We start from the raw sequence: 23,656 nt of genomic DNA, 5'->3' as shown, positions 1-23,656 counted from the left end.
CAGGAGTTTATCACATGCCTACGCGCACAGTCAAGCACATCCGCGCCAATCGCAGATGATAAGATTCGGGCCTATGCCCGCTCGCCAAAAGATCATCATCGCGTTGTTGCTCATGCTCTCGCTGGCGCTGCTGGCGGCCTTCTGGCGGCCCAACCAAGCCGCCTCGCAAGACCTCGCCATGGTGTTGGCGTTCGAAGCCGACGAGGCCGTGCCGTTTCCCTATGTGCGCGATATGCTCCAACCGCGCGACACGCTTAAGCACACCGTCGCCAATTTCTTCGCCTACGATTATTACTTCTACGGCTTTCCCCATTTTGCCTATTCCGCGCTGGCGCTCCTGCCGCTGCAGCTCACCCAGCAGATCGACAGCATTCCGCTGGCAATGGGGGTGCTGCGCACCGTAGTCAGCACCTTGCCCATGCTGGCGGCGATCGCCGTGCTGGTCTATTTGCAAACCGGTTTCCGCGATGCCCGCGCTTTGCTGCTGTTTGCGCTGCTGGCGGCGGTGCCCGCGGTGGTGCAGAACAACTTCTGGTGGCACCCCGATAGTTTGGCGATCTTGTTAGCCACGCTCACGCTGTTCTTCCTGGTGCGCGACGATCTGCGCCTGGGCGGCAACTTTTATCTGGCCGCGCTGGCTTGTGGCGTGTGTGCTCAAACCAAGCTGATCGGCGTGTACTTCTTTTTAGCCATAGCGCTGTACCTATGGTGGAGCTGGCGTGCTGGCCTGCCGCTGCGCCGCGTGCTGCTGGCTGCGCTCGGCTTCTTAGCCGTGATGGTGCTGGCCTTCTTCGCCAGCAACCCGATCCTCATCTACCCTGGGGCGCGGGCGCAGTACTGGCAAACTCTGCAGGCCCAAAGCCGCCTGCTCGCCGATGGCTACGAGGTGTTTTACGCCCCCAGCCTGGCGCACAACCTGGAGATTCTGCGCCAGTACTACGGCGGCTGGCTGCTGCTGGCGGCCACGCTGGCTACTAGCGTCTGGGCGGCCTGGCGCGGGCCGCGCCCGCTGCTGCACCGCCTGATCCTGGCCTGGGTGCTGCCGCTCTCCATATTTGTCTTTGGCTTCTCGTTCCTCAAGTACCAGTACTGGCTGCCCGCCGCCTTGCCGCTGCTTTCCAGCTTGGTGATCGTGCTGCCTGGTGGGTGGGGCGAGCTGCGCAGTTGGTGGCGGGAACGCCGGCCCTGGGCGCTGGCGGCGTTGGTGCTCGCGCTCTTCGCGGCCTATTCGCTGGTTGGCTTTGTGCAAAACTCGGCCCAGCGCTACCAGTTGCAAATGGCGCGTGAGGCGCGCAATCCGGCACTGGCCTTCTTCGCCGAAGCCGAGGCGGCCTTGAGCGCCTTGCCAGCTTCCAGCTATCGCGTGTATGCCGATGTGAACCTATATATTCCTGACCGGCTAGGCTGGCGGCGTACCGGACGCTTTGAAACTCTCGATCATGCTTATTTTGAAGACAATGAGTTCGATCTGGCGTTCATCAGCCAAACGCGCATTTGGGATTACCTGAATGAGGACGTGGTGGGCATTGACCCCGTGGGTTTTGCCGCCAGCCAGGCCTTTTACCGCCAGGTCGATCGAGGAGAGTTGGAAGGCTACACCTTGCTGCTGCGTAGCGCGCCGATGGGGATGGTGTTTGTGCGCGATGCACTCTATGCCCAATTTTTCGCCAGCAACCTGCCAGCGCAATAAAAAAGCGGGCTTTTAGCCCGCTTTTTGTCTTCTACTAACTTGCTGCCAGCTTCTCAAAATCTTCTGGCGTGCCCAAGGCGATGCCAACCGCGTCAGGGTCGATGCGCTTAAGCAAGCCAGTGAGCACATTGCCTGTACCCAACTCAACGAACGTATTCACGCCCGCGGCACGCAGCGCCTGGATGGTTTCCGTCCAGCGCACGCGGCTGGTCAGCTGCGCTTCCAGGTCGGCACGCAGGGCGGCCGCATCCGCCAGCGGCGCGGCGCTCACGTTGCCGATCAGCGGGGTGGTGGGGTTGGTGATGTGCGCCGCCGCCACCGCCGCATTGAAGCCGGCTTGCGCCGTGGCCATCAACGCCGAATGAGCAGCGATGCTCACCGGCAGGGGCAGGGCGCGCTTGGCACCGGCTGCCTTGGCGGCCAGCATGGCGCGTTCCACCGCGGCCGCATGGCCACTGATCACCACCTGGCCTGGGCAGTTGTCGTTGGCCACTTGTACCGTCTCGTCAGCTGTGCTGGCTTCGGCACAAATTGCATCTAGCGAGGGGATATCCAGTCCTAAAATCGCCGCCATGCCACCGGGTGCCAGAGTGCCAGCTTCCTTCATCAGCTCACCGCGGCGGCGCACCAACTGCACGCCTGCGGCATAGTCCAGCGCCCCGGCGGCCACCGCCGCGCTCAGTTCGCCCAGGCTGTGCCCGGCGACATAGGCGGGCACAAAGCCGGGCTGCTGCGCCTGCAGTACGCGCAGGGCCGCCAGCGAGTGCACAAACAGCGCCGGCTGCGTGTTCACCGTGTCGTTAAGTTCGGCCTCGGGACCGTCCCAGGCCAGCGCAGACAGCGCCAGGCCGAGCGTGGCATCGGCTTCCTCGAAGACCTGCTTGGCTTCTGGGTAGGCGTCGGCCAGTTCTTTGCCCATGCCCACTTTTTGTGAGCCTTGGCCGGGGAACAGGAATGCGGTGGTGTTAGCGTCTAGGATCATGGGCAAATTGTAGACGAAAATCTGCTGCGTCACTTGGTCCGATGGTCTGCTGGTCAACCAATCGACCAACAGACTAAATGACAAGCAATCTAGGTCAAATAAAAAGACCCACCGAATGGCGGGTCTCTTTGATTGCTTGCGTGCGCTTACTCGCGCTCGACCTTTACGACTTCGCGGCCCTTGTAGTAGCCGCAGTTGGCGCAGACCTGATGGGGCAGGCGCATCTGGCCGCAGTTGGAGCAGGTCACCGTCTGGCGGGCCTGCAGGGCGTCATGGGCGCGGCGGCGGTCACGGCGGCCCTTGGAATGCTTGCGTTTCGGAAGCGGTGTCATTTCAGCTAATCTCTCTTGGCTAGTAAACTCACAAAAGCGCCTGCGGTTTAGGCAGGCAAGTTGGGATTATACAGGGGCGGGGGTAGGGTGTCAAGAAGGCTGCTCTGCCAATTCTCGGCCTCAAGCTTTATATAATAGTGGTTGCCGTTTCCGTCCGAGGGCCGCCGCGCGGCAATAATTTCATAGATATCTCGGTCATCAAAGTAGATGAGCTTTTTGCTTGGGTGGATTGGGCTGTTTACAGGCCATGAAATCTCATCTATTGGAGTCTTGCCATCTGCTGCCATCAGGCCATCGCAAATCCCTGTGATGAAATTGTCTAAATCTCCATTTGTATTGCTGTCTGAATAGAGAATGAGCGTGAGTTTTAGCCTTCCGGTGAAGGAGCTGTGGCCGCCTAGCGCTTCATAGGCTTTTTCGCGTAGGGCAATTAGACGTGGAATTTCAGTAGCTTTACGCCACATTGAGTTTGCACCGTATTTCTTTGGTGGTAAGCCTTCCACAGTGAACTCAATCATGGCAGACATTACCGATCCAGCCCCTCGTCCTCGTAGCTCGCCACGTCGCCAATCGACTCCAGGTGCGTGAACACGGTGACGTCGCCGCTGAGCGCGGCGCGTACCGCTGCCTCCACACGCTCCAGTAGGCGGTGGCCGCGCGCCACCGTCCAGCCGCCCGGCACCAGCACGTGCAGCGAGACGAAGCTGCGTGCCCCGGATTGCCGCGTGCGCAAGGCGTGATACTGCACGCCCGCCGGTAGCTCGCCTGCGATGGCGCTGCGCACCGCCGCCAACTGCTCCGGCGGCAGCGCCGCATCCAGCAGCCCGGCGGCTGAGCTGCGCACGATCTTGACCCCGCTGTAGGTGATGTTAGCCGCCACCACCAGCGCAATAATGGGGTCGAGCACTTGCCAGCCGCTCAGTGCCACCAGGCCCACCGCCGCCAGCACGCCGGCCGAGGTCCACACATCGGTGAGCAAGTGCTGGGCGTTGGCCTCCAGGCTCGCAGAGTGGTGCGTGCGGGCGGCCCGACGCAGCACCAACGCCACCGCCAAGTTGATCAGCGAGGCCAATACCGAAACCGCCAGGCCGAGGCCAAAGGCTTCGATCGGGCGCGGGTTCATCAGGCCACGCACGGCGGTGTAGCCAATGCTGCCGGCCGCCAGCAGGATCAGCACACCTTCCACCACACTGGAGAAGTACTCGGCCTTGGTGTGGCCGTAGGCGTGCTCTTCATCGGGTGGGGCGGCGGCCAAGCTGAGCATGCCCAGCGCCAGCACCGCGCCGGCCAGGTTCACCAGCGATTCGAGCGCATCCGACAGCAGACCCACCGAGCCGGTAACCCAGTAGGCGGCGGCCTTGAGCCCAATCGTCACCAAGGCGGCGGCGATTGAGAGCCAGGCGTACTTAGTTAAGTTTGCGCGCGTTTCGCTTTGCATGGTCTGCGTCGACTAATTGACTAACTGACCAGTCGACTGGTCTGCTAGTCGCTTGGTTGTCTAGTTGTTCCCCACTTGGCTCTTCAAGTACGCCTCAATAAACCCGTTCAGCCGCCCATCCAGCACCGCCTGGCTGTTGCCTTCTTCGTACTCGGTGCGGTGGTCTTTCACCAGTTGGTAGGGGTGCAGCACGTACGAGCGAATTTGGCTGCCCCATTCGGCCTTCTGGTACGCACCGCGCAGCTCGGCCAATTCTTTGGCTTGCTCCCCTTCCAGCACTTCCAGCAAACGTGCCTTCAGCACGCGCATCGCATTCTCGCGGTTTTGCGTCTGCGAGCGTTCGTTCTGACAACTGGCCACAATGCCAGTTGGGATGTGGGTGATGCGCACGGCGGTATCGTTCTTCTGCACGTTCTGGCCGCCCGCGCCGCCGGAGCGGAAGGTGTCGATGCGCAGATCGTTAGGATTGATATCCAGGTCCACATCCTCCACCTGCGGCAGCACTTCCACCTGTGCAAAGGAGGTATGGCGGCGCTTGGCCGAGTCGAACGGCGAGAGGCGCACCAGGCGGTGCACGCCCTTCTCCGAGCGTAAGTAGCCATAGGCGTAAGGCCCGCTCACTGCGATAGTAACGCTCTTAATGCCGGCTTCTTCGCCCGGCGTGGTGTCGAGGATCTCGGTCTTGTAGCCCGCCTCTTCGGCCCAGCGCAGGTACATGCGCTGCAGCATCTCGGCCCAGTCTTGCGAGTCGGTGCCGCCGGCGCCGGCGTTGATGCTCAGCAGCGCTTCGCCTTCGTCGTAGTCGCCTGCCAGCAAGGTGCGCAGCTCGCGCTGCTCCACCTCGCGCGCGATGGCGCTGGCTTCGCTGTCCAGTTCACCGCGCAGGCTCTCATCGCCCAGCTCGGCCAGCTCGCGGTTATCGGCGATGCGTTGTTCCAGGCTGCGCCAGCTTTGGATGTTTTCACGCAGGCTGGCCACGCGTTTCATCAGTTGCTGCGCCTGGCTCGGGGTATCCCACAGATCCGGCGCAGCGGATTGCTCTTCAAGCTTGGCTAGTTCGGCTTCTTGTCTGGGTAAGTCAAAGACGCTCCAGCAGGGATTGGATGCGGGCCTGAGCGTCAGATAAGCGGTCGATGATGTCTTGCATGGGGTAATTATAGCGTTCAGCGATTAGCTTTCAGCGCTCAGCTGTCTGCGAGAATTTGGCTGATTGCTGAGTGCTGATAGCTATAATTAACTCATGCCCAAGCAATCAAGCGCACTCTCACACCTCGACCCCTCCGGCAACGCCCGCATGGTCGATGTTGGCGACAAAAGCATCACCGAGCGCACCGCGGTGGCCGCGGGCGAGGTACGCATGCGGCCAGACACGCTGGCGCTAGTGCGTACTGGGCAGCTCAAGAAGGGCGATGTGCTCACCGTGGCCCAGGTAGCCGGCATCCAGGCCGCCAAGCGCACCGCTGAACTGATCCCCTTCTGCCATCCGTTGCCGCTGGAGCACATCTCACTGGAGTTTGAGCTCGACGATGCGCTGCCGGGCATCCGCATCCGCGCCACGGCGCGCACCCGCGGCAAGACCGGCGTCGAGATGGAAGCGCTCACCGCCGTTTCCGTAGCGGCCCTCACCATCTACGATATGGCCAAGGCCGCCGAGAAGAGCATGTACATTGAGAACATCCGCCTGGTCAGCAAGACGGGTGGGGCAGGTGGGGAGTATCGAGAGGCGAGTGAGTAGTGAATAGTAAGCAGTGAACAGTGAACAGTGAACAGTAGTACTGATTACAGCTCACTGATTACAACTCACTGATTACTGCTCACTCATCACTCATCACGGAGTACTCTTCACTGAATGTGCCATGAACGAAAAATGGGAACGCCGCGAGGCCAAACTTGAAAAGAAGAAGCACGGCATGCGCGTAACAGGCCGCAGCGTATTCACCTTACAGGAGATGCAGCGCAAGCGTGCCGAGGTGGCACAAGCACAGCCGCCGGCTAAACTCGCGCTTACCCTGCACCGTAAAAAGAAGCGCCCATGATCACCGTCACTGTATTGTTCTTCGCCACATTGCGGGAACGCGCCGGGGTGTTGCAAGCCAGCTTGCAACTGCCCGCAGGTAGCGATGTGGCGGCCTTCAAACAGGCCCTCTTCGCTGCCTATCCGCAGTTGGCGCCGCACGCCAAGGCCATCTTGGTGGCGATCAACAAGGAATTTGCCTTCGATGCCGACCCGGTGCCAGACGGCGCTGAGATAGCCCTGTTCCCGCCGGTGAGCGGCGGCTCTGGCGCGCCGCCCACGCAGCTCACCATCACCGAAGACGCGCTGGATCTCAACGCCATGCTGGCCAGCATCACGCTGCCCAGCACCGGCGCCGCCTGCTTCTTCAGCGGCATGGTGCGCGCCGAAACCACGCGCGGCGAGCCGCACAGCACGCAGCACCTCGTGACACAGCATCTTGTGTACGAGGCCTACGTTCCGATGGCCGAGGCCAAGCTGGCCCAGGTAGCTGCCGAAATTCGCCTGCGCTGGCCCGCCGTCGAGGGCATCGCCATCGCTCAGCGCATCGGCACGCTGCAGCCCGGCACACCCACCGTGCTCATCGCCTGCACCGCCGCCCACCGTGACAGTGGTGTCTTCGAAGCCGCTCGCTATGGCATCGACCGCCTCAAAGAAATTGTGCCCATCTGGAAAAAAGAGGTCGGCCCGCACGGTGAAGAGTGGGTGGAAGGGGAATACCTTCCAACGGAAAGTGATTAGCAGTTGACTAGTCAACTAGTCGACTAGTCAACTGACCCAAGCAAGCGATTGCCATTACTATTCATCATGATGACGACCTACTCCTGCACCAACTGCCGCCGCCCATACCCCGAGACTGGCGCCCCGCATCGCTGCCTGCACTGTGGCGGCGTGTTCAGCCTGCAGGGTGAGCTAGCCTACGCGCCACCCGAGAGCAGCCAGCCCGGGCTATGGCGCTACCGCGCCAGCTTCGGGCCGCCCGCCTCGGCCGAGGCGGTCTATCTCGGCGAGGGCAACACCCCGCTGGTGCCGGGCGCCGCCTTCGGCAAGCGCCTGGCCTTCAAGCTGGAGTATCTCAATCCCACCGGCTCCTACAAGGATCGCGGTTCAGCGCCGCTGCTCAGCTTCCTGCGCGCCCGCGGCGTCACCTCCGCTATCGAAGATTCCTCCGGCAACGCCGGCGCCTCCTTCGCCGCCTATGCCGCCCGCGCCGCCATTGCTGCGCGCGTCTTCGTGCCAGACTCAGCCTCCGGCCCCAAGCGCGCCCAGATCGAAGCCTATGGCGCTGAACTGGTCAGCATCCTTGGCCCGCGCTCCGCGGCGGCCCTCGCCGTTCAGCGCGCCGCCGAGGACGGCGAAACCTATGCCAGCCACGCCTACATGCCCTTCGGGCTGCCGGGCATCGCCACCATCGCCTATGAGCTCTATGAGCAGCTCGGCGGCCAGGCACCGGGCTGCGTGATCGCCCCGGTGGGCCACGGCAGCCTGCTGCTCGGCATTGCGCGCGGCTTCGCCGCTCTCCAAGCCGCCGGCCTCATTCAACGCCTGCCTGTACTCATCGGCGTGCAAGCGCGTGCCTGCGCGCCGCTGTGGGCGCTCAGCACGCAAGGCCCCGCCGGCCTGGCCTGGGTCACCGAGGGCCAAACCCTGGCCGAAGGCGTGCGCGTGCACCAGCCTGTGCGCGGCGATGAGTTGCTGCGCGCCGTACAGGTCAGCGGCGGCCAGTTCCTCGCCGTAGACGAAGGCGAGATCCAACCCGCCCGCGACGCACTGGCTCGTGCAGGGTTATTTGTAGAGCCAACCTCTGCGATTGTGTGGGCAGGGTTGGGGCAGCTATCCACCTTGGCACACTTTGCCGATCTCCCCGGCCCGATCGCACTGATTCTCAGCGGGTCTGGTTTGAAAGCGCCGTAAGAGAGGAATTGAGGTATCACATGGAAAAAGTCGTCATCACGGGTTTGGGCACGGTCAACCCCTTGGGCAACACCGTAGAGCAGACGTGGAAAAATGTCACCAACGGAGTGTCTGGCGTAGGCCCGATCACCTGCTTTGATGCGTCCGACTTTTTGGTCAAGATCGCCTGCGAAGTCAAGGACTTCGATGCCAGCCAATACATGGATGTGCGCGAAACCCGCCGCCGTGATCGCTACCAGCTCTTCGGCGCGGGTGCCGCCGCCCAGGCCATGCACAGCTCCGGCCTGGAGATTACCGAGAGCAACGCGCCGCGCGTCGGCAGCATCATCTCTGCCGCCATCGGCGGCATTGGGGCGTTGGAATCCGGTGTGCTCGATATCGCCGCCGGCGGCCCGCGCCGCGTCAGCCCCTTCCTCATCCCCATGCTCATGCCCAACGGAGCCGCTGGCTTGGCCAGCATTGATCACGGCCCCAAGGGGCCGGCACTCTCGGTGGCCTCCGCCTGTGCCTCCGGCCAGGATGGTATTGGCATGGCCTGGACGCTGATCCGCGCCGGGGTCATCGACGCCGCTTTTGCTGGCGCCGCCGAGGCCACCATCACCAGCGTGGCCATCGCTTCGTTTGACCGCATGCAGGCTATGTCGCGCAAGGCGCCCAGCGAGGCCACCCCGCGCCCCTTCGATAAAAATCGTGACGGCTTCGTAATGGGCGAGGGCGCCGCGGTAATGATGATCGAAAGCGAAAGCCACGCCAAACGCCGCGGCGCCAACATCATCGCCGAGCTGGCCGGCTACGCCTCCTCGGCCGATGCCAGCCACATCACCGCGCCGTCACCCACCGGGGCAGGCGGGGCGCAAGCCATCAAGGCTGCGCTCAACATTGCCGGCGTCAATCCCGATGAGGTTGGCTACATTAGTGCTCACGGCACGGGTACGCCGCTCAACGATGCCTCCGAAACCGCCGCGATCAAATCGGCCTTTGGCCAGCAGGCCTACAACATCCCCATCTCCTCCACCAAGTCGATGACCGGGCACATGATGGGCGCCACCGGAGCGCTGGAGACGATCTTCTGCGCCCTGGCCGTGCGCGAGGGCGTCTTGCCGCCCACCATCAACTACGAAGAGCCCGATCCGGAATGCGATCTGGATTACATCCCCAACCAGGCTCGCCAGGCCAACATCAAAGTGGCCATCACCAATGCCTTCGGCTTTGGCGGCCACAATGCCGTCCTCGTTTTACGAAAATACGAATAAAATACTCCCCGGTTAGGAACTAGCGGATCGCCAGCCACCCACATCGCGTTGTGGGGTGGCTAGCGTTCCTTCAGTTCCGGAAGGAAGGTGTAGGGTATGCACAACGGCCCTCAACAAGCCCCGGAGCGGGAAGATCCCCACGGCTTTGCCGCGCGGGTGGGGCTGCATTTCACTGATTCACGTTTGCTGGTCAGCGCGCTGACCCATCGCTCATACCTCAACGAGAATCCCGACGCGCTGGTGGATAACGAGCGCCTCGAGTTTCTCGGCGATGCCGTGCTCGATTTCATCGTCGGCGCCTGGCTCTTTCAGCAGTTCCCGGTGATGCCCGAAGGCGAGATGACCCGCCTGCGGGCCAGCCTGGTGAGCACCGAACGCCTGGGCGAATTCGGCCGCCAGATCCAGATCAACCGTGCCCTGCGCATTGGCCATGGGGAAGAAGAAGGCGGCGGGCGCACGCGCACCTCGATGCTGTGCAATGCGTTTGAAGCCCTGGTCGGTGCGCTGTACCTGGATGGCAACATCCCCGCCGTGGAGCGCTTTCTGGCACCCATGCTCAGTGAGGCGATCGAGACCATCCTGGCCACCGAGGGCGACCGTGACCCGAAGAGCCTCTTGCAGGAATGGGTGCAGGCGCGCGGCCTGGGCGCACCGCGCTATGAGATTGTGGCCGAGCACGGGCCAGACCATGCCAAAGATTTTGAAGTAGACGTGCGCGTGCAAGGCCGTAGCCTGGCCACCGGCAAAGGCCGCAGCAAGCAGGCCGCCAGCAAAGCCGCCGCCCGCGCCGCCCTACGATTGCTTGAAACGGAAGAGATGGATCGCTAAGCGCGTGAAGACACTACGACTAAAGTCCCTGGAACTTAACGGCTACAAAACCTTTGCCAGCGCGCAAAATTTTGAATTTGGCGCCCCGATCACGGCCGTCGTCGGCCCCAACGGCTCCGGCAAATCCAACATTGCTGATTCGCTGCGCTGGGTGCTGGGCGAGCAGTCCTATGCCCTGCTGCGCGGCCGCAAAACCGAAGACATGATCTTCGCCGGCTCCGAATCGCGCCCCAAATCGGGCATGGCCAGCGTCACCATCACCTTCGATAACAGCGAGGGCTGGCTGCCCGTCGATTTTGCCGAAGTGGCCGTTACCCGCCGCGCCTATCGCGACGGGCAGAATGAATACCTCATCAACAACCAGAAGGTGCGCCTCAAAGATGTCAGCGAACTGCTCGCCGCCAGCGGCCTGTCGGAGCGCACCTATACCGTCATCGGCCAGGGCCTGGTGGATGCCGCGCTGACCCTGAAGTCAGATGAGCGCCGCCGCCTCTTCGAGGAGGCCGCCGGTATCGGCTTGTACCGTGACCGCAAGGAGCAATCGCTGCGCCGCCTGGATACCACCTTGCGCAACCTCGAGCGCGTCGAAGATATCCTCGCCGAGCTCAAGCCGCGCTTGCGCAGCTTGCAGCGCCAGGCCGAGCGCGCCGAAGAGTTTGCCACCCTGCGCGCCGATCTGCGCAACACCCTGCGCGAGTGGTACGGCTACCACTGGAACAAAGCCCAGGCCGAAATTCGCAATCTACGCCAGGATGCCGATCTGCATGAGCAAAATCTGGCCCAGGCCCGCCAAAAACAATTGCAACATAGCGAAGAAGTGAGCGGGCTGCGCACCAAAACTCAGGAGCTGCGCGTGCAGCTCAATGAATGGCACCGCAAACTGGCCGAGCTGCACGCCGGCCGCCAGGGCGCCAGCCGCGATCTGGCGGTGGCCGATGAGCGCGAACGCGCCCTTGGCGAGCGCCGCAAGGCCCTGGAAGAAGAGCGCCAGCGCGTCGAGAGCGAGCTGGGTGGCCTGCGCGCGCGCCTGAAGGAAGCCGAGCAGGACGCGGCGCGCTACGAAGAAGAGAGCGCCGAGGCCCAAAAGAAGCTCGATGAAGCCCGTGCCGTGCTGCAAAGCAAGCAGGGCGCCAAGCAAGAGCAGGAAGCCAAAACCCGTGCCGCCCGCGAGCGCGTCGTCGAGCTCCAGGCGCAAATTGCCAATTCACGCGCCCAGCGCGAGATGCTGCTCTCCAGCCTCGAACGCCGCAAGGTCGAGCTAGCCGAGTTGGCTGGCACGATCGCCAAAGTGCACAATGATATTGCCGAGCAGCAGGAAGCGACCCACAAACTGCAAGCCAAGGTTAGCGCCGCCGAAGCACGCTATCAGGAAGAGCAGCAGCGCGTCGAACAAGCTACGGCCCAACTGGCCCAGGCGCAGGAGCAGCTCAAGCAGCAAGAAGCCGCCCGCAACCAGTTGCAAACCCGCCAGGCACGCTTGACCGCCGAACTGGCCGGCCTGGAAGAAGCCAGCGCCGCGGGCTTCGCCGAAGGCGCCAAGCTGCTGTTGCAGGCCGCCAAAGAGCGCGGCCTGCAACTGGGCAAGGGTACCTTGGGCCGCGAGCTGCGCGTAGAGCCGCGCTACGAAGCTGCCATCGCCGCCGCCCTGGGCGCCTATGCCGATGGCGTATTGGTGGATGATCCCGAAGCCGCTCTCGGTTTGCTCGAGGGCGGCGAAACCTCGGCCGCCTTGCTACCACTCAGTGGCTTGGCGCCGGGGGCCCGCTTGCAGGCCAGCCCTGGCAATGGCCTGGTGGGCGTGGCGGCTGATCTGGTAGACGCGCCCGGCGAATTGCGCCGCGCCGTAGACGTTTTGCTCGGCCGGGTACTGGTGGCCGAGAGCCGCCAGGCCGCACCACGCCTGCTGGCGCAACACGCCGAAGCCACCCAGGCGGTTACGCTGCGCGGCGAAGTGTTCCACCGCAGCGGACCGATCGAGGTGCGCTCCGCCAAGGCGGCTGCCGCCGCGCTGGCGCGCCCGCGCCAGGCCCGTGAGCTGCGTGCCGAACTGGAGCAAACCGCCACCCAGTTAGCCCAGGCCGAGAGCGAAGCCAACCGCCTGGCCGAGCGCCAGGCCGAGCTTGACCTATCGCGTCAGGCCGCCCAACGCGAGCTGGAACTGGCCCAAACCGCCCTGGATCTGGCGCGGCGCGAAGGCCAAGGCCAACAAATGGAAGCGGATCAATTGCAGCGCCAGTTGGATTGGTTCCTCACCCAGCAGCGCACGCTGCAGGGTGAGCAAGCCACGGGCGAAGAAGCCGTGGCTACCCTGGCTGCCAAGGAAACCGAAATCGCCGCCCATGTGGATGCCGCCGAAGCGGAATTTGAAAGTGAGATGGCGGTAGCCGTCGAAGAGCCGGCCGAGGAACTGCACGCCCAGGTGGCGCATTGGGAAATGCGCCAGGCCGTCGGCCAGCGCGCCCAGCAGGAGGCGCAGCGTCGCGTCAGCGAGCGCCTGCAACTGCTGCAGCGTGCCGAAGCGCAGTTGGCCTCGCATCACGAGCGCGTGGCCGAGCTGGAGCAGCAGGTACAGGCGATCAGCGCCGAGAAACAGCACCTCAGCCAGCAAGAAGGCGTGGTTGGCGCGGAGATCGAAGCGTTGCAGGTGCAGATCGCTCCCACGGAAACCGAGCTGGCCGCGGCGGATGCCGCCCAGCTGGAGGCTCAAAAGAACGAAACCGGCGCATTGCAAGCCCTCAGCAGCGCTGAGCGCAACAACACCCAGGCGCAAATTTTGCTGGCCCGCCAACAGGAGGCGCTGGAAACCCTGCGCGGCCGCATCGAAGACGATTTTGGCCTGGTGAACTTTCAATACGATGAGATCGTCTCCGGTCCTACGCCGTTGCCGCTGGGCGAGCTGGTGGAGAAGCTACCGCTGGTGCAGGAGCTCTCGCCCGAGCTGGAGGAGATCCTCAAGCAGCAACGCAACCAGATCCGCCGCCTGGGCGCAGTGAACCCCGAGGCGCAAAAAGAGTACCTCGAGATCAAAGCCCGCGTCGAGAACATGGAGACTCAGGTCACCGATCTGCGCGCTGCCGAGGCGGATCTGAAGCAAGTCATCGCTGAGTTGGATGTGATGATGGAGAAGGAATTCCAGGTCACTTTCGAAAAGGTGGCCGCTGAATTCAAAGTCATCTTCAGCCGCTTGTTCAACGGTGGCTCGGCCAGCTTGCTGCTCACCGAGGCCGGCGAAGGCGGCCAGACCGGCATTGACATCGAGGCGCGCCTGCCCGGCAAGCGCACCCAGCGCCTGGCGCTGCTCTCCGGCGGCGAACGCAGCCTCACGGCCGCCGCGCTGGTCTTCGCGCTGCTCAAGGCTTCGCCTACGCCCTTCTGCGTGATGGATGAAGTGGACGCGATGTTGGATGAAGCCAACGTCGGCCGCTTTACCGAAGTGCTCAAGGAGCTGAGCCAGGAAACCCAGTTTGTGGTCATCACCCACAACCGCAACACGGTGCAGGCCGCTGACGTGATCTACGGCATCACCATGGGGCGCGATACCGCCAGCCAGGTGATCAGCCTGCGCCTCGACGAAGTAGACGAGCGCTATTCGCGCTAACCTTGCCGTGCAACCACCGCGGCGGCGCAACGTATAGTGATAGATGGGCGCTTTCGCTCAAGGTGATTGAAACGAGGTGAATGATGACTAATGCTTCAGGGCGGCCGCTGCGCCGCTTGCGTAACGACCGTGTTTTTGCTGGGGTGTGTGGCGGCTTAGGCGCCTTCTTCGGCATCAGCCCGTTCTGGTTCCGCCTGGCATTTGTGATCGCCTTCCTGCCGGGCGGTGTACCGGGCTTGCTGCTCTACATCATCGGCTGGGCGGTCATTCCGGTCGAGTAAGCGCGATGTGCACAAAAAAAGCCGCTCCTTATGGAGCGGCTTTTTTGTTCGTGTGCTTACTGGCTAGCCGTTCAGATCCGGCTTGTCTGGGGTGGCTGCTTTCCAGCGCTCCCCGATGATCTCCCAGTCGTATTGCTCACGCAATTCGGCCAGGTAGGCGTTCAGCGCATCTTCTACGCGCTGGTTGAAGTCGGTCTCGCTCATCGGCTGCTCCTGGTGGCCGAGCACCTGGATCACATGCCAGCCGAAGTCGGTCTGCACCACTTCGCTGGTGCTGCCCACTGGCAGAGCGAAAGCGGCTTCCTCGAACGGCTCTACCATGCGCCCCCGCGGGAACCAGCCCAGGTCACCACCGATGTTCTTGCTGCCCGTGTCCAGCGAGACTTCGCTGGCTACGCTAGCGAAGTCTTCGCCCGCGGCCAGGCGGGCCAGCACTTCGATCGCTTCCTGCTGGGTGGCCACCAGAATATGGCGTGCCCACACCTGGTCTTCGCTGTTGGCTACGGTGGGCTCAAATTTTTGGCGATAGGCCTGGCGCAGCAGGTTGGCGTACACCAGCTCGCGGATCGCTTGCTCGTCTACCCCTTCGCCAGCCTGGGTGGTGAAGTACTCGCTTAGTAGCTGGCGGTAGCCTTCTTCGTTCACCGGCGTGGCGCTGGGGACCGGGGTGGCATTGCTGCTGGCGCTCGTGGCGGTTGGCTGCACGGTGGCGGTTGCCGCTTCCTCCGCGCTGGGGGTAATACCCAGCAAGCTTTGCTGCGTGGCGTTCAGCGTAGCGGTGGCGTACGGCGTGCGCGTCGGCTGGCTGGTTGGCGTTCCCTGGGGAAAGTAGCCAAAGTAGCTCTGCAGCTCGCGTTCCACGTCGGCTTCGCTGATCTCAATGCCATTGTCGGCGGCGGCCAGCTTAAGCAGCTCGTCATCGATCAGCTCGTTCAGCGTGCTTTCGCCCATCACCAGCGGCTGCAGGTCATACTGCATGCCCATCAACTGGGTAGACAGTTGCTGCTGAAAGCTGGGATCGGTGATCAGGCTCTGCATCTGGTAATACTGCATGAACAGGTTCACCACGCGGGTACGGTTGACGCGTACGCGTTGCTGATATTGCGCACCGCTGATCTCAACGCCTTCCACCCGGGCCAGTGTTTGGCGCGGCACGATGTATTTCTCATGGGCGTAGGCATAGCCCACCAGAGCCAGCACGATCACCACGATGGCGATCGTGCCGATGGTCAGCAGGCGGGTGATGAAACGGTCGCGCTCCGCGCCGATGAGAGTATTGGGGGTGAGGTTAAATGATTTCTTCATCTAGGTTGCTTTCTTGGCGCGTGTACTAAAAGGGAAACTCGTCATCCTCGTTTTGAGGAAGGCTGTCTTCGGGGAAGGGGGCTTCTGAATCCACATCCAGCTTTTCCTGGCGTTCACTCAGCATCAGGATCTCGCGTGCCACCACTTCCACGCTGCTGCGCGTGGTGCCGTGCTCGTCCTGCCAGCGGCGTGTCTTCAGGCGGCCTTCTACGTAGACCTGTTGCCCTTTTTTGAGGTACTGCTTGGCAAATTCAGCCAGCCCCGCCCAGGCCACAATCGTGAACCATTCGGTAGAGCGGCGCTTTTCGCCCTCGGGCGTGCTCCAGCTTTGATTGCTGGCCAGGCTAAAGTTGGCTACCGCCCGGTTACCGGGCGTGTAGCGCAACTCTGGGTCTCGGCCCAAATGGCCGATGAGCATCACTTTGTTGAGGCCGCGGCTCATGGTGCCTCGTTGCCGGGCTTACGCCTCGTCAACCGCCACGATCAGGAAGCGCATGATCGCCTCCTGCAGGCGGAACTGGCGCTCCAGCTCGGCACACTGGGTCGGGTCCATCTCGGTGTGCAGCAGCACATACTGGCCTTCGCCCTGCTTCTTGATCGGGTAAGCCAGCTTGCGCTTGCCCCACACATCGGTCTTTTCGATCGTGCCGCCGGGGGCGGTGATCCAGCCCTGCACCTGCTCGTTGAGCGCTTTGAACGCGTCACCATCGAGGTCAGGGTGAATGATATAGGTCACTTCATACTTGCGCATCGAATCTCCTTCTCATGGGCAAGCCCTTGGCTGCGCGGCCAAGGGCGAGTTGATTTAACCTGGCAATTTTAGCATAAATGCGGGAGAAGGGTGGCGGTGAGCAGGGCAGCAGCGCTTCCCTGAATCTTGTTGTCATCCCGAACGAGGCCGCTAGGCCGAGGAGGGATCCTTTAGGTCATACAAAAAGCCACCTTACAGTGCCTAAACCTGTAGGCACGCGTTGTCATTCCGAGCGAGGCCGTAAAGCCGAGCAGGGATCCGTGAAGTTGCTTCAAAAGATGCTTATCTTTTGCTGTGACCTAAAGGATCCCTCGCTACGCTCGGGATGACACTAAGTTGGGCTTATGCCAAAACCCAGCTTGCCGCTAGCTCAGACTTGCAGGAGCGTGGAATGTATAGACTCACAAACGTAGGGGCGGTCTCAGACCCGCCCCAGTATTGCGCTAAGCACAAAAAACGGCAGCCGCAGCATATGCTGCGGCTGCCGTTTTTGTATTACTTGCCTTTATTTCTAGCTCACCAGCCCTATCACGAAGTTGAGCGCATGCCAGTACATACGATAGGCCCAGTCGCCCCAGCTGGAGCTGGGCAGCAGCGGCGGGAAGACGTTGAGGCCCTCTTCGGGCTGGTCTACCCGCAGCCCGGCGCCGCTCACATCCCACAGGATGTCGGAGCCCGGCACGCCCAGTTGCGCCAGGAACGGATCCGGCTGCTGGCCGTTGTTGATCAACTGGTTGTCGTGGATGTAGATATCCTCGGGGCGGTCACCCACATCGATCTCATCCTTGGCGTAGGCGATCGTCAGGCTGAAGATACCGATGCCGCCGGTGTTGTTGTCCTTCACCGTGTTGCCATAGACTTCCACCTTGTCCGAGGCGATCAGGGCGATGCCCGTGCCCGGCGGCATGATCGCCGCGGCGGTGCCATCTTTGGCAAAGTTGCTGTGGTTGTTGGCTTCAATCAGGTTGTCGTACACCTGCGTGTTCAACGAAATGCGTGAGGTGAGATGTGGCAGCAGCACCACCAGGATGCCACAGGTATTGTTGTAGGCATGGTTGCCGTACAGCTCGGCGTTCACCGTGTTCTCCGCCTCAATGCCCAGCACGTTGCCGTGCACGATATTGTTGCGGATCACCACGTCTTCGCTCTGCCCGGCGTAGATGCCGGCATCATCGGCGCCGGTCACTTCGCTGTCTTCGATCAAAACGCCAGTGCTCTGCACCGGGTAGAGGCCGTAGGTGCCGGTCTTCTCGGCGTAGATGTGGTGCATGTGCACATTGGTCACGCCCTCCACGATCACGCCGTTATCGGTGTAGTTCTTCACATCCAGGTAGCCGATCTCGAAGTTGTTGCCGGAAGCGATCACCGCTTCGGTCAGCTTGTCTTCGCCATCCAGCACGGGGTTCTCGCCGGCGGCGTTGGGCACACCCAGAATGGTGATGTCGTTCAGGTCCACCACCACGCGTTCGTGATACAGGCCATAGGGGATCAGCACCGTATCGCCCGGGCGGGCGCGGTCCACCGCGGCCTGGATGGTTTCATCCGGCTGCACCACGATCTCCGCCCCGCTGCCATTGCTCACCGTCTCGCCGCTGCCGGGCGCATTGATCTCGGCAGCATTGTTGCGTTCCGGGTTTTCGATGCGCGTCACCACCGGCAGGCCGGAAGGCACTTCCGTGGGGATCTCGGGCAGTTGGCTCTCGTCCGTCAGGCTGTAGAGGAAGGCGATCAGATCGCTCTTTTCCTGATCAGTGAGCTCAAACGGGCGGATCAGCGGGTCAACGCCTTGCACGCCATCGGCACGGCCACCACCGCCGGCATAGAAGTCGATCACTTCTTCCAGGCTGGCAAAGATGCCGTTGTGCATGTAGGGCGCGCTGAGCACGATGTTGCGCAGCGTGGGCACCTTAAAGGCGCCATCGGGCGCATCGCCCACCGCCGAGCGGCCGGGGTCGTGCTCCTGGCCCTCGAGGTCAGCCACGCCGGTGATGCGGAAGGTGTCGTTGCCGAAGGTGGGCGCGGTGTGGCACTCAAAGCAGCGCGTGGCCGCCGAGCGGAACAGGGCGAAGCCGCGGCGCTGGCTAGCGGTCAGCGCTTGCAGATCGCCGGCGGCGTAGGCATCGAACGGGCTGTTTTGCGAGGTCAGCGTGCGCTCAAAAGCGGCCAGCGCGTGCTGCACCGTCTTTACGCTGATGCGCTGGCCGGGGAAGGCCGCATCGAACAGTTGCACATATTCCGGAATGGCTTCCAGTTCGGCTTCCAGCGCGCCGCGGTCGCTCACTTGCATTTCGTTGGGGTGTTCCAGCGGCACCAGCACCTGCTCTTCCAGCGAGGGGGCGCGCCCATCCCAGAAGAAGTGGGCGCTATAGGCCACGTTCCATAAGCTCAGCGCGTTGCGCTGAGTCTCGCCATCCACCCCTTGGGCGAGCTGGCGCCCATCGGCGAAGCCCAGATCCGGGTGGTGGCAACTGGCACAGCTCATCTCATTGTTGTCAGAGAGCACCGGGTCAAAGAACAGCAGGCGGCCCAGCGCCACCTTCTCGGCAGTCTGCGGGTTATCTACCGGAGAGTTGAGCTCCGGGAAGGCGCGCAGCAAACCGGTGGTGGAGGGCTGCACTGAGCTGGCCCCCGCGCCGTACACGGCCGGCACTTCATCGCGCGGCACGGGGCGGAAGGCGGCGACCAGCAAGGCCAGCGCGAGCAAGCCGAGCAGCGCCGCCAACACGCGCCCAATCCAGGTGAGTATGGTTTTAATCAAGCGAATATCTCCTCTTCTATGTGCTAACACTAACCCCGTGGGCTATTGGAGTGTCAGCAGAAACGCAACAATGGCATCCATTTCTTCGCCGGTGAGCGTGGTACCCCAGGTGCTCGGCATCAGGTTATCGAAGCCTGGCACCAGGTAGGCGCCCGGCGCCAGGATCGACTCCACAATGTAATCCTGGGCGCTCAGCCCCTCAATGCGTGTGCCCGCCCGCGTGGCGATGCCGGCCATCGCCGGGCCAACGATGGCGGCGTCACCCACAATGCTGTGACAGGCGCCGCAGTACTGGCTGAACAGGCGCTTGCCTTGTTCGGCTTGCGCACTGAGCGGCGCGTCGGCCGGCGGGCTGGCGGCCGGCTTTTCGCCGCAGGCGGCCAGCAGCAGGCTGAGTGCCGCCAGGCTGAGCGCGGCGCGGGTTACCACGTGAGCAGTTCGTCTATGCGTGTTCGTAAGGCCTCCACACTTGGAATGATAGTGTTCATCAACGCAATGTTGTATGGGATCAATGCGTCGGGCGTGGTTACCCGCGCCACGGGCGCATCAAGATAGGCAAAGGCTTCTTCGGCTATCGTGGCGGCGATCTCGCCGCCGAAGCCACCGGTGTGCGTGTCCTCGTGGGCGATGAGCACGCGCCCGGTCTTGCGCACCGAGGCCAGCACAGCGTCCTTATCCCACGGGGATACGGTGCGCAGGTCAAGGATCTCTACCTGGCCGGCGAACGGCTCGGCGGCTTCCAGGCAACGGTGCAGCATCTCGCCCCAGCTCACCACGGTGAGCTTAGCGCCGGCTTGCAGTACGGCCGCCTTGCCGAAGGGCAGGGCGTAGTCGTCGCCCGGATAGGGGCGGCGCGAGGGCGGCGTGTCGTATAGCGCACGGTGTTCCAGGAATATCGTCGGGTCTTGGCCGCGTAGCGCGGCACGTAGCAGGCCTACTGCATCGGCAGCGTTGGAGGGCATCGCCACGCGCCAACCCAGGCTGTGCGCGTAGATGGCCTCGCCCGAGACGGAGTGCCACGGATCGCCAGTCTTCTTGCTGTAGCCGACGGGGATGCGGATCACCATCGGCACGGCGAATTTGCCGTGCGTGCGCCAGCGCACCCAGCCTGTGTCATTAATTTGCTCGGTGGCCGGGTCTGCATATTTGCGGAACTGAATTTCTGGCAGGGCGGTCAGCCCGGCCATAGCGATGCCCGCGGCGCGTCCGATGATGCCTTCCTCAGACAGCGAGGTATCGAAGACGCGTGCCGCACCATATTTCTTTTGCAAATCCAGCGTGACGCGATGCACGCCACCGCGCGGGCCAACATCCTCACCGAAGATCAGCAGGCGCGGGTTTTGCTCCAGCTCCACTTCCATCGTGCGCCGGATGGCTTCAGACATGTTGATGCGTGCGCCATCTTCGGCAGGGGCGCTAGCGAAGGTGGCGGCAGGCTTGTTGAGCGCCGGCGGCACCTGCGCGCGGTGCTCGCCCGCCGCGAACAAATGCAGCGTGCCGCTGTAGCTGGCTGGCTGCGGGTTGCCCTCGGCGGCCGCCAGTTGGCTGCGTACGTCCTTCTCAACATCGGCCTGCAGCCCGTCCCAATCAAATTTCGCATCGAGGTGCTTGCGTAGCGCCAGCAACGGATCGCGGCTTTGCTCTTCTTTGAGTTGCTTGGCGCTCTTGTAGGCCGTCTGGTCTTCGCCAAACGTGTGCCCGGTAAGGCGCGGTACGCTGAGTTTGAGCAGCGCCGTGCCCGCGCCGGAGCGTACATAGCTCACCGCGTCGGCGATGCGCTCGGCGGTTTCCTTCGGCTCGGTGCCAGACCCAGTGGTGATGCGCAAGTTCTTAAATGATTTCAAATTGGCGGCAATATCGCCGCCAGGCGTTTGGAAGTGTTTGGGCACTGAGATGCCGTAGCCGTTGTCTTCGATAAAGAACAGCATCGGCAGCTCAAGCGTGGTGGCAATCGTCAGCGCTGCCCAGAAGCCATTGGTGGCCACCGAACCGTCGCCGCCCAGCGCCACGGCGATGGCGCCTTTCCACTCTTTGTCCTTGAGTTCGTTCTGGTAGTAGGTGGCCGCCTGCGCCCAACCCGCCGCAGGGGTGTATTGCGCGCCCACATCGCCGGAGGAGGGCAGCACGGTCACGCCGTGCCGCGGCGGCAGGCTGTACACCACGCCCACATCGCGCCCCTCAGACGGCGAGCCAGTGCGCGCCATGTCGGCGGCGAAGGCTTCCTGCGGCGTGAGCCCGGCGGCCAGCATGAACGGGCGGCTGCGGTAATACACCGTAGCCGCATCATGCCCCTGGGTCAGCTGCAGCCCCAGCAGTATCTGCGAGAGCTCGTGCCCCTTGGAGGAGAACTGGTAGGTTACCTTGCCAGCCGGCGCCAGCTCCTGCTCCTCGATCTCGTCAATCGTGCGCGAGGTGAGCAGCAGCCGGGCCACCTGCTCCCAGTTCACGCTGGGGGCGGCGGCCTTTTTTGTGGTTTTGGCTTTTGTAGTTTTAGCGGTTTTCTTTGGGGGCATTCGGTTCCCAATCCTCAGCTAGGTCTTGCCACTTGGGGTTGAGGGCGTTGATCAGAGCAACCTTCTTTTCTCTTCTGTACGTTTTAACTTGCTTCTCGCGCGCAATCGCTTCCAGCGCGGTTGTGTACTCCTCATAATAAACCAGTTTAGTAATGTCGTATTTTTGAGTGAAGCCTGCCTGTGCTTTGGATCTATGCTGCAATACGCGGCCTTCTAGATTGCTGGTCACGCCGGTATAGATCGTGCGAGTGCGGTTGCACATGATATACACGTAGTAAGGCATAAAATCCGACCCGTCATTCCGAACGAACGAAGTGAGTGAGGAATCCTTTAGGGCAGGAAAAGTCAAGCTTGTACTCGGAATGCCTAAAGGATCCTCGCCATTCGCTTCACTCAGGCTCGGAATGAGGGGGTGCTTGAAGTCTATGTCATTCCGAGGCGGCATTCTTAAGTCTATTTGGGTTGCTATGTACAAAGCCGAGGAATCCTTTGGGCCATTAGGAGTCAAGCTGGTCCTTGCAATGCCCTAAAGGATTCCTCCTCGGGCTTTGCCCTCGTCGGAATGACGGAGGTACTTACTCCGTAAACTCCAACTCAAAGTCGAGCGTCTCATTCCAGTTGTCATCGCGGCGCAGCTCAATATCTTCGAATAGCGCCTCCTGCTTGGCGGCGATGCGGTAACGGCGCACCAGCTCCAGCATTGCCAGGAAGGTAACCACGACGTGCAAACGGTCCGGCGTGCCGGCGACCAGTTCGCGGAAGCTGGTGACCGTCTTCTGGCGCAGCATATCGGCGATCGTTTTGATCTTCTCGCGAATCGTCACGCGCGGCGCGGCCACCACCGTGCGCAGCGGGGCGCGCGCATCCGCACGCGCATGCACCTTCATCGCCGCGCGGTGAATGTCCACCGCGGTCAGCCCGCTCAGGTCCAGGCGGCCCTCCACCTTCGGCGGCGGCGCCATGCGCAGGTAACTGCGCAGCGCGGTGTCCTGGCGCAGCGTCAGCAGGCTGGCCAGCTCCTTGAAGCGCTTATACAGCAGCAACTGCTGCACCAGCGCTTCGGCCGGGTCCTCTTCGTCGGGTTGGCGCACCACCGGGCGCGGCAGCAGCGCCTCAGACTTGATTTGCATCAAACGCGCCGCCACCACCAGGAATTCAGACACGCGCTCGGCCTTCAGCTCCTGCAGCGTGCGCATATAGCCAAGAAACTGATCGGTTACCTGCGCCAACGCCAGCTTGGTAATATCCAGCTCGGCGCGCTCGATCAGCTGCAACAACAGGTCCAGCGGGCCTTGATATACCGGGGTGTCTACCGTATAGGGTTGGGGGGCGTCTCGGTGAAGTAAGGAAACCACGCGGCGATTATACTCCTGGCGTTTACTGTCACTCCGACCGAGTGAAACGAGGGAGGAATCCTTTAGAGCATAGCGAGCCAAGCTAGTTCTTGGAATGCCCTAAGGATTCTTCTTTGCTCGGTACTGTTCGGAATGACGAAATGGGAAACGGGTAAGATTGGCTTGCGACAAGCCATCAGATACCGTAGAACTCAACAACGGAGCGAGACATGATCAACGAACCTGTACATGTAACTGACGAAGCCTTTGAGAAGGCCGTTTTGCAATCCGAAACCCCGGTCGTGGTGGATTTTTGGGCGCCGTGGTGTGGCCCGTGCCGCGCCGTAGCCCCGATCCTGGATAAGTTTGCCCAGGAGTATGCCGGCAAAGTCGTCATCGCCAAGGTCAACACCGACGAGAATCCGCAGTGGGCTGGCCAGTTTGATGTGCGCGGCATCCCCACCATGCTCTTCGTCGCCAACGGCAAGCTGGTGCATCGCCAGGTCGGCGCGCTGCCGGAGCCGATGCTGCGCGAGCTCTTCGACCAGTTCGTCGACGTAGCTTCCCGCCCGGCCGCCGAAGCCAACTAGGCTCTGCATGTAAAGCAAAAAGACCGAGCGTTCGCTCGGTCTTTTTGTTTGTATGCACCCCCGCCGCGCTGCGCT

23 protein-coding genes are annotated in these 23,656 nt (G+C 62.4%); 10 read left to right on the top strand and 13 right to left on the bottom strand.

All coding sequences use genetic code 11. The annotated features are described in order from the left end of the window. Nucleotides 1-73 precede the first annotated feature (73 nt). A complete protein-coding gene (locus KF821_01400) occupies nucleotides 74-1,690 on the top strand; it encodes a hypothetical protein (GenBank protein MBX3004466.1) in 1,617 nt (538 codons plus the stop codon). Nucleotides 1,691-1,724: 34 nt separating this feature from the next. Here KF821_01400 and fabD read toward each other — a convergent pair whose 3' ends face one another. The 5 genes from fabD to prfB form a co-directional block, all read right to left on the bottom strand. Next, nucleotides 1,725-2,672 carry an ACP S-malonyltransferase gene (gene fabD, locus KF821_01395; protein MBX3004465.1) on the bottom strand — a complete coding sequence of 316 codons (948 nt, stop codon included), beginning with the start codon at nucleotides 2,670-2,672 and terminating at the stop codon, nucleotides 1,725-1,727. 146 nt (nucleotides 2,673-2,818) lie between these two features. Further along, the gene (gene rpmF, locus KF821_01390; protein ID MBX3004464.1) at nucleotides 2,819-3,004 is read right to left on the bottom strand and encodes a 50S ribosomal protein L32; all 186 of its coding nucleotides are present in this window, start codon (nucleotides 3,002-3,004) and stop codon (nucleotides 2,819-2,821) included. Nucleotides 3,005-3,051: 47 nt separating this feature from the next. Continuing rightward, nucleotides 3,052-3,531, bottom strand: coding sequence for a hypothetical protein (locus KF821_01385; GenBank protein ID MBX3004463.1), 480 nt, complete (start codon nucleotides 3,529-3,531; stop codon nucleotides 3,052-3,054). Further along, nucleotides 3,531-4,442: a cation transporter gene (locus KF821_01380; GenBank protein MBX3004462.1), complete on the bottom strand. Its 912-nt coding sequence runs from the start codon at nucleotides 4,440-4,442 to the stop codon at nucleotides 3,531-3,533. The genes KF821_01385 and KF821_01380 overlap by 1 nt, the downstream gene beginning before the upstream one ends. Nucleotides 4,443-4,502: 60 nt before the next feature. Then, on the bottom strand, nucleotides 4,503-5,600 hold the full coding sequence (prfB, locus tag KF821_01375) for a peptide chain release factor 2 (GenBank protein ID MBX3004461.1): 1,098 nt from the start codon (nucleotides 5,598-5,600) through the stop codon (nucleotides 4,503-4,505). An 82-nt stretch (nucleotides 5,601-5,682) separates the two neighbouring features. Between prfB and moaC the strand changes: the two genes are divergently transcribed. The 8 genes from moaC to KF821_01335 all read left to right on the top strand — a co-directional run bounded on the left by moaC (nucleotide 5,683) and on the right by KF821_01335 (nucleotide 14,330). Beyond that, nucleotides 5,683-6,177, top strand: a complete 495-nt coding sequence (gene moaC / locus KF821_01370) for a cyclic pyranopterin monophosphate synthase MoaC (GenBank protein ID MBX3004460.1) — start codon at nucleotides 5,683-5,685, stop codon at nucleotides 6,175-6,177. A gap of 121 nt (nucleotides 6,178-6,298) precedes the next feature. Then, a complete protein-coding gene (locus KF821_01365; GenBank protein ID MBX3004459.1) occupies nucleotides 6,299-6,478 on the top strand; it encodes a hypothetical protein in 180 nt (59 codons plus the stop codon). Beyond that, complete coding sequence (gene moaD, locus KF821_01360) at nucleotides 6,475-7,197, top strand: molybdopterin converting factor subunit 1 (GenBank protein MBX3004458.1); 723 nt, start codon at nucleotides 6,475-6,477, stop codon at nucleotides 7,195-7,197. The genes KF821_01365 and moaD overlap by 4 nt, the downstream gene beginning before the upstream one ends. Nucleotides 7,198-7,263: 66 nt before the next feature. Beyond that, a complete protein-coding gene (locus KF821_01355) occupies nucleotides 7,264-8,370 on the top strand; it encodes a pyridoxal-phosphate dependent enzyme (GenBank protein ID MBX3004457.1) in 1,107 nt (368 codons plus the stop codon). A gap of 20 nt (nucleotides 8,371-8,390) precedes the next feature. After that, nucleotides 8,391-9,623, top strand: coding sequence for a beta-ketoacyl-ACP synthase II (gene fabF, locus KF821_01350; protein MBX3004456.1), 1,233 nt, complete (start codon nucleotides 8,391-8,393; stop codon nucleotides 9,621-9,623). A gap of 96 nt (nucleotides 9,624-9,719) precedes the next feature. Beyond that, nucleotides 9,720-10,451 (top strand): ribonuclease III, encoded by a 732-nt coding sequence (gene rnc / locus KF821_01345; protein MBX3004455.1) that lies wholly within the window; start codon nucleotides 9,720-9,722, stop codon nucleotides 10,449-10,451. 4 nt (nucleotides 10,452-10,455) lie between these two features. After that, nucleotides 10,456-14,049 carry a chromosome segregation protein SMC gene (gene smc / locus KF821_01340; protein MBX3004454.1) on the top strand — a complete coding sequence of 1,198 codons (3,594 nt, stop codon included), beginning with the start codon at nucleotides 10,456-10,458 and terminating at the stop codon, nucleotides 14,047-14,049. 83 nt (nucleotides 14,050-14,132) lie between these two features. Then, nucleotides 14,133-14,330: a PspC domain-containing protein gene (locus KF821_01335; GenBank protein MBX3004453.1), complete on the top strand. Its 198-nt coding sequence runs from the start codon at nucleotides 14,133-14,135 to the stop codon at nucleotides 14,328-14,330. A 63-nt stretch (nucleotides 14,331-14,393) separates the two neighbouring features. Here KF821_01335 and KF821_01330 read toward each other — a convergent pair whose 3' ends face one another. The 8 genes from KF821_01330 to KF821_01295 form a co-directional block, all read right to left on the bottom strand. Then, nucleotides 14,394-15,635 carry a peptidylprolyl isomerase gene (locus KF821_01330; protein ID MBX3004452.1) on the bottom strand — a complete coding sequence of 414 codons (1,242 nt, stop codon included), beginning with the start codon at nucleotides 15,633-15,635 and terminating at the stop codon, nucleotides 14,394-14,396. Between the two features lie 25 nt (nucleotides 15,636-15,660). Then, a complete protein-coding gene (locus KF821_01325; protein ID MBX3004451.1) occupies nucleotides 15,661-16,077 on the bottom strand; it encodes a single-stranded DNA-binding protein in 417 nt (138 codons plus the stop codon). Nucleotides 16,078-16,095: 18 nt separating this feature from the next. Further along, nucleotides 16,096-16,386, bottom strand: coding sequence for a 30S ribosomal protein S6 (gene rpsF / locus KF821_01320; GenBank protein ID MBX3004450.1), 291 nt, complete (start codon nucleotides 16,384-16,386; stop codon nucleotides 16,096-16,098). 511 nt (nucleotides 16,387-16,897) lie between these two features. After that, nucleotides 16,898-19,144 (bottom strand): right-handed parallel beta-helix repeat-containing protein, encoded by a 2,247-nt coding sequence (locus KF821_01315; protein ID MBX3004449.1) that lies wholly within the window; start codon nucleotides 19,142-19,144, stop codon nucleotides 16,898-16,900. A gap of 42 nt (nucleotides 19,145-19,186) precedes the next feature. Then, nucleotides 19,187-19,573 (bottom strand): cytochrome c, encoded by a 387-nt coding sequence (locus tag KF821_01310; protein MBX3004448.1) that lies wholly within the window; start codon nucleotides 19,571-19,573, stop codon nucleotides 19,187-19,189. Next, nucleotides 19,567-21,657 (bottom strand): hypothetical protein, encoded by a 2,091-nt coding sequence (locus tag KF821_01305; GenBank protein MBX3004447.1) that lies wholly within the window; start codon nucleotides 21,655-21,657, stop codon nucleotides 19,567-19,569. The genes KF821_01310 and KF821_01305 overlap by 7 nt, the downstream gene beginning before the upstream one ends. Further along, nucleotides 21,635-21,940, bottom strand: a complete 306-nt coding sequence (locus tag KF821_01300) for a GIY-YIG nuclease family protein (GenBank protein MBX3004446.1) — start codon at nucleotides 21,938-21,940, stop codon at nucleotides 21,635-21,637. The genes KF821_01305 and KF821_01300 overlap by 23 nt, the downstream gene beginning before the upstream one ends. A 292-nt stretch (nucleotides 21,941-22,232) precedes the next feature. Beyond that, a complete protein-coding gene (locus KF821_01295; protein MBX3004445.1) occupies nucleotides 22,233-23,012 on the bottom strand; it encodes a segregation/condensation protein A in 780 nt (259 codons plus the stop codon). Between the two features lie 209 nt (nucleotides 23,013-23,221). Here KF821_01295 and trxA point away from each other — a divergent pair, with 209 nt between their 5' ends. Beyond that, nucleotides 23,222-23,581, top strand: coding sequence for a thioredoxin (gene trxA / locus KF821_01290; protein ID MBX3004444.1), 360 nt, complete (start codon nucleotides 23,222-23,224; stop codon nucleotides 23,579-23,581). The last annotated feature ends 75 nt before the right edge of the window (nucleotides 23,582-23,656 follow it).

The sequence above is a fragment of the Anaerolineales bacterium genome (genome assembly GCA_019637755.1).
GTDB lineage: Bacteria > Chloroflexota > Anaerolineae > Anaerolineales > UBA11579 > JAMCZK01.
Note: the sequence above shows the minus strand (reverse complement) of the source record. Positions and strands in the feature narration are given on the sequence as shown.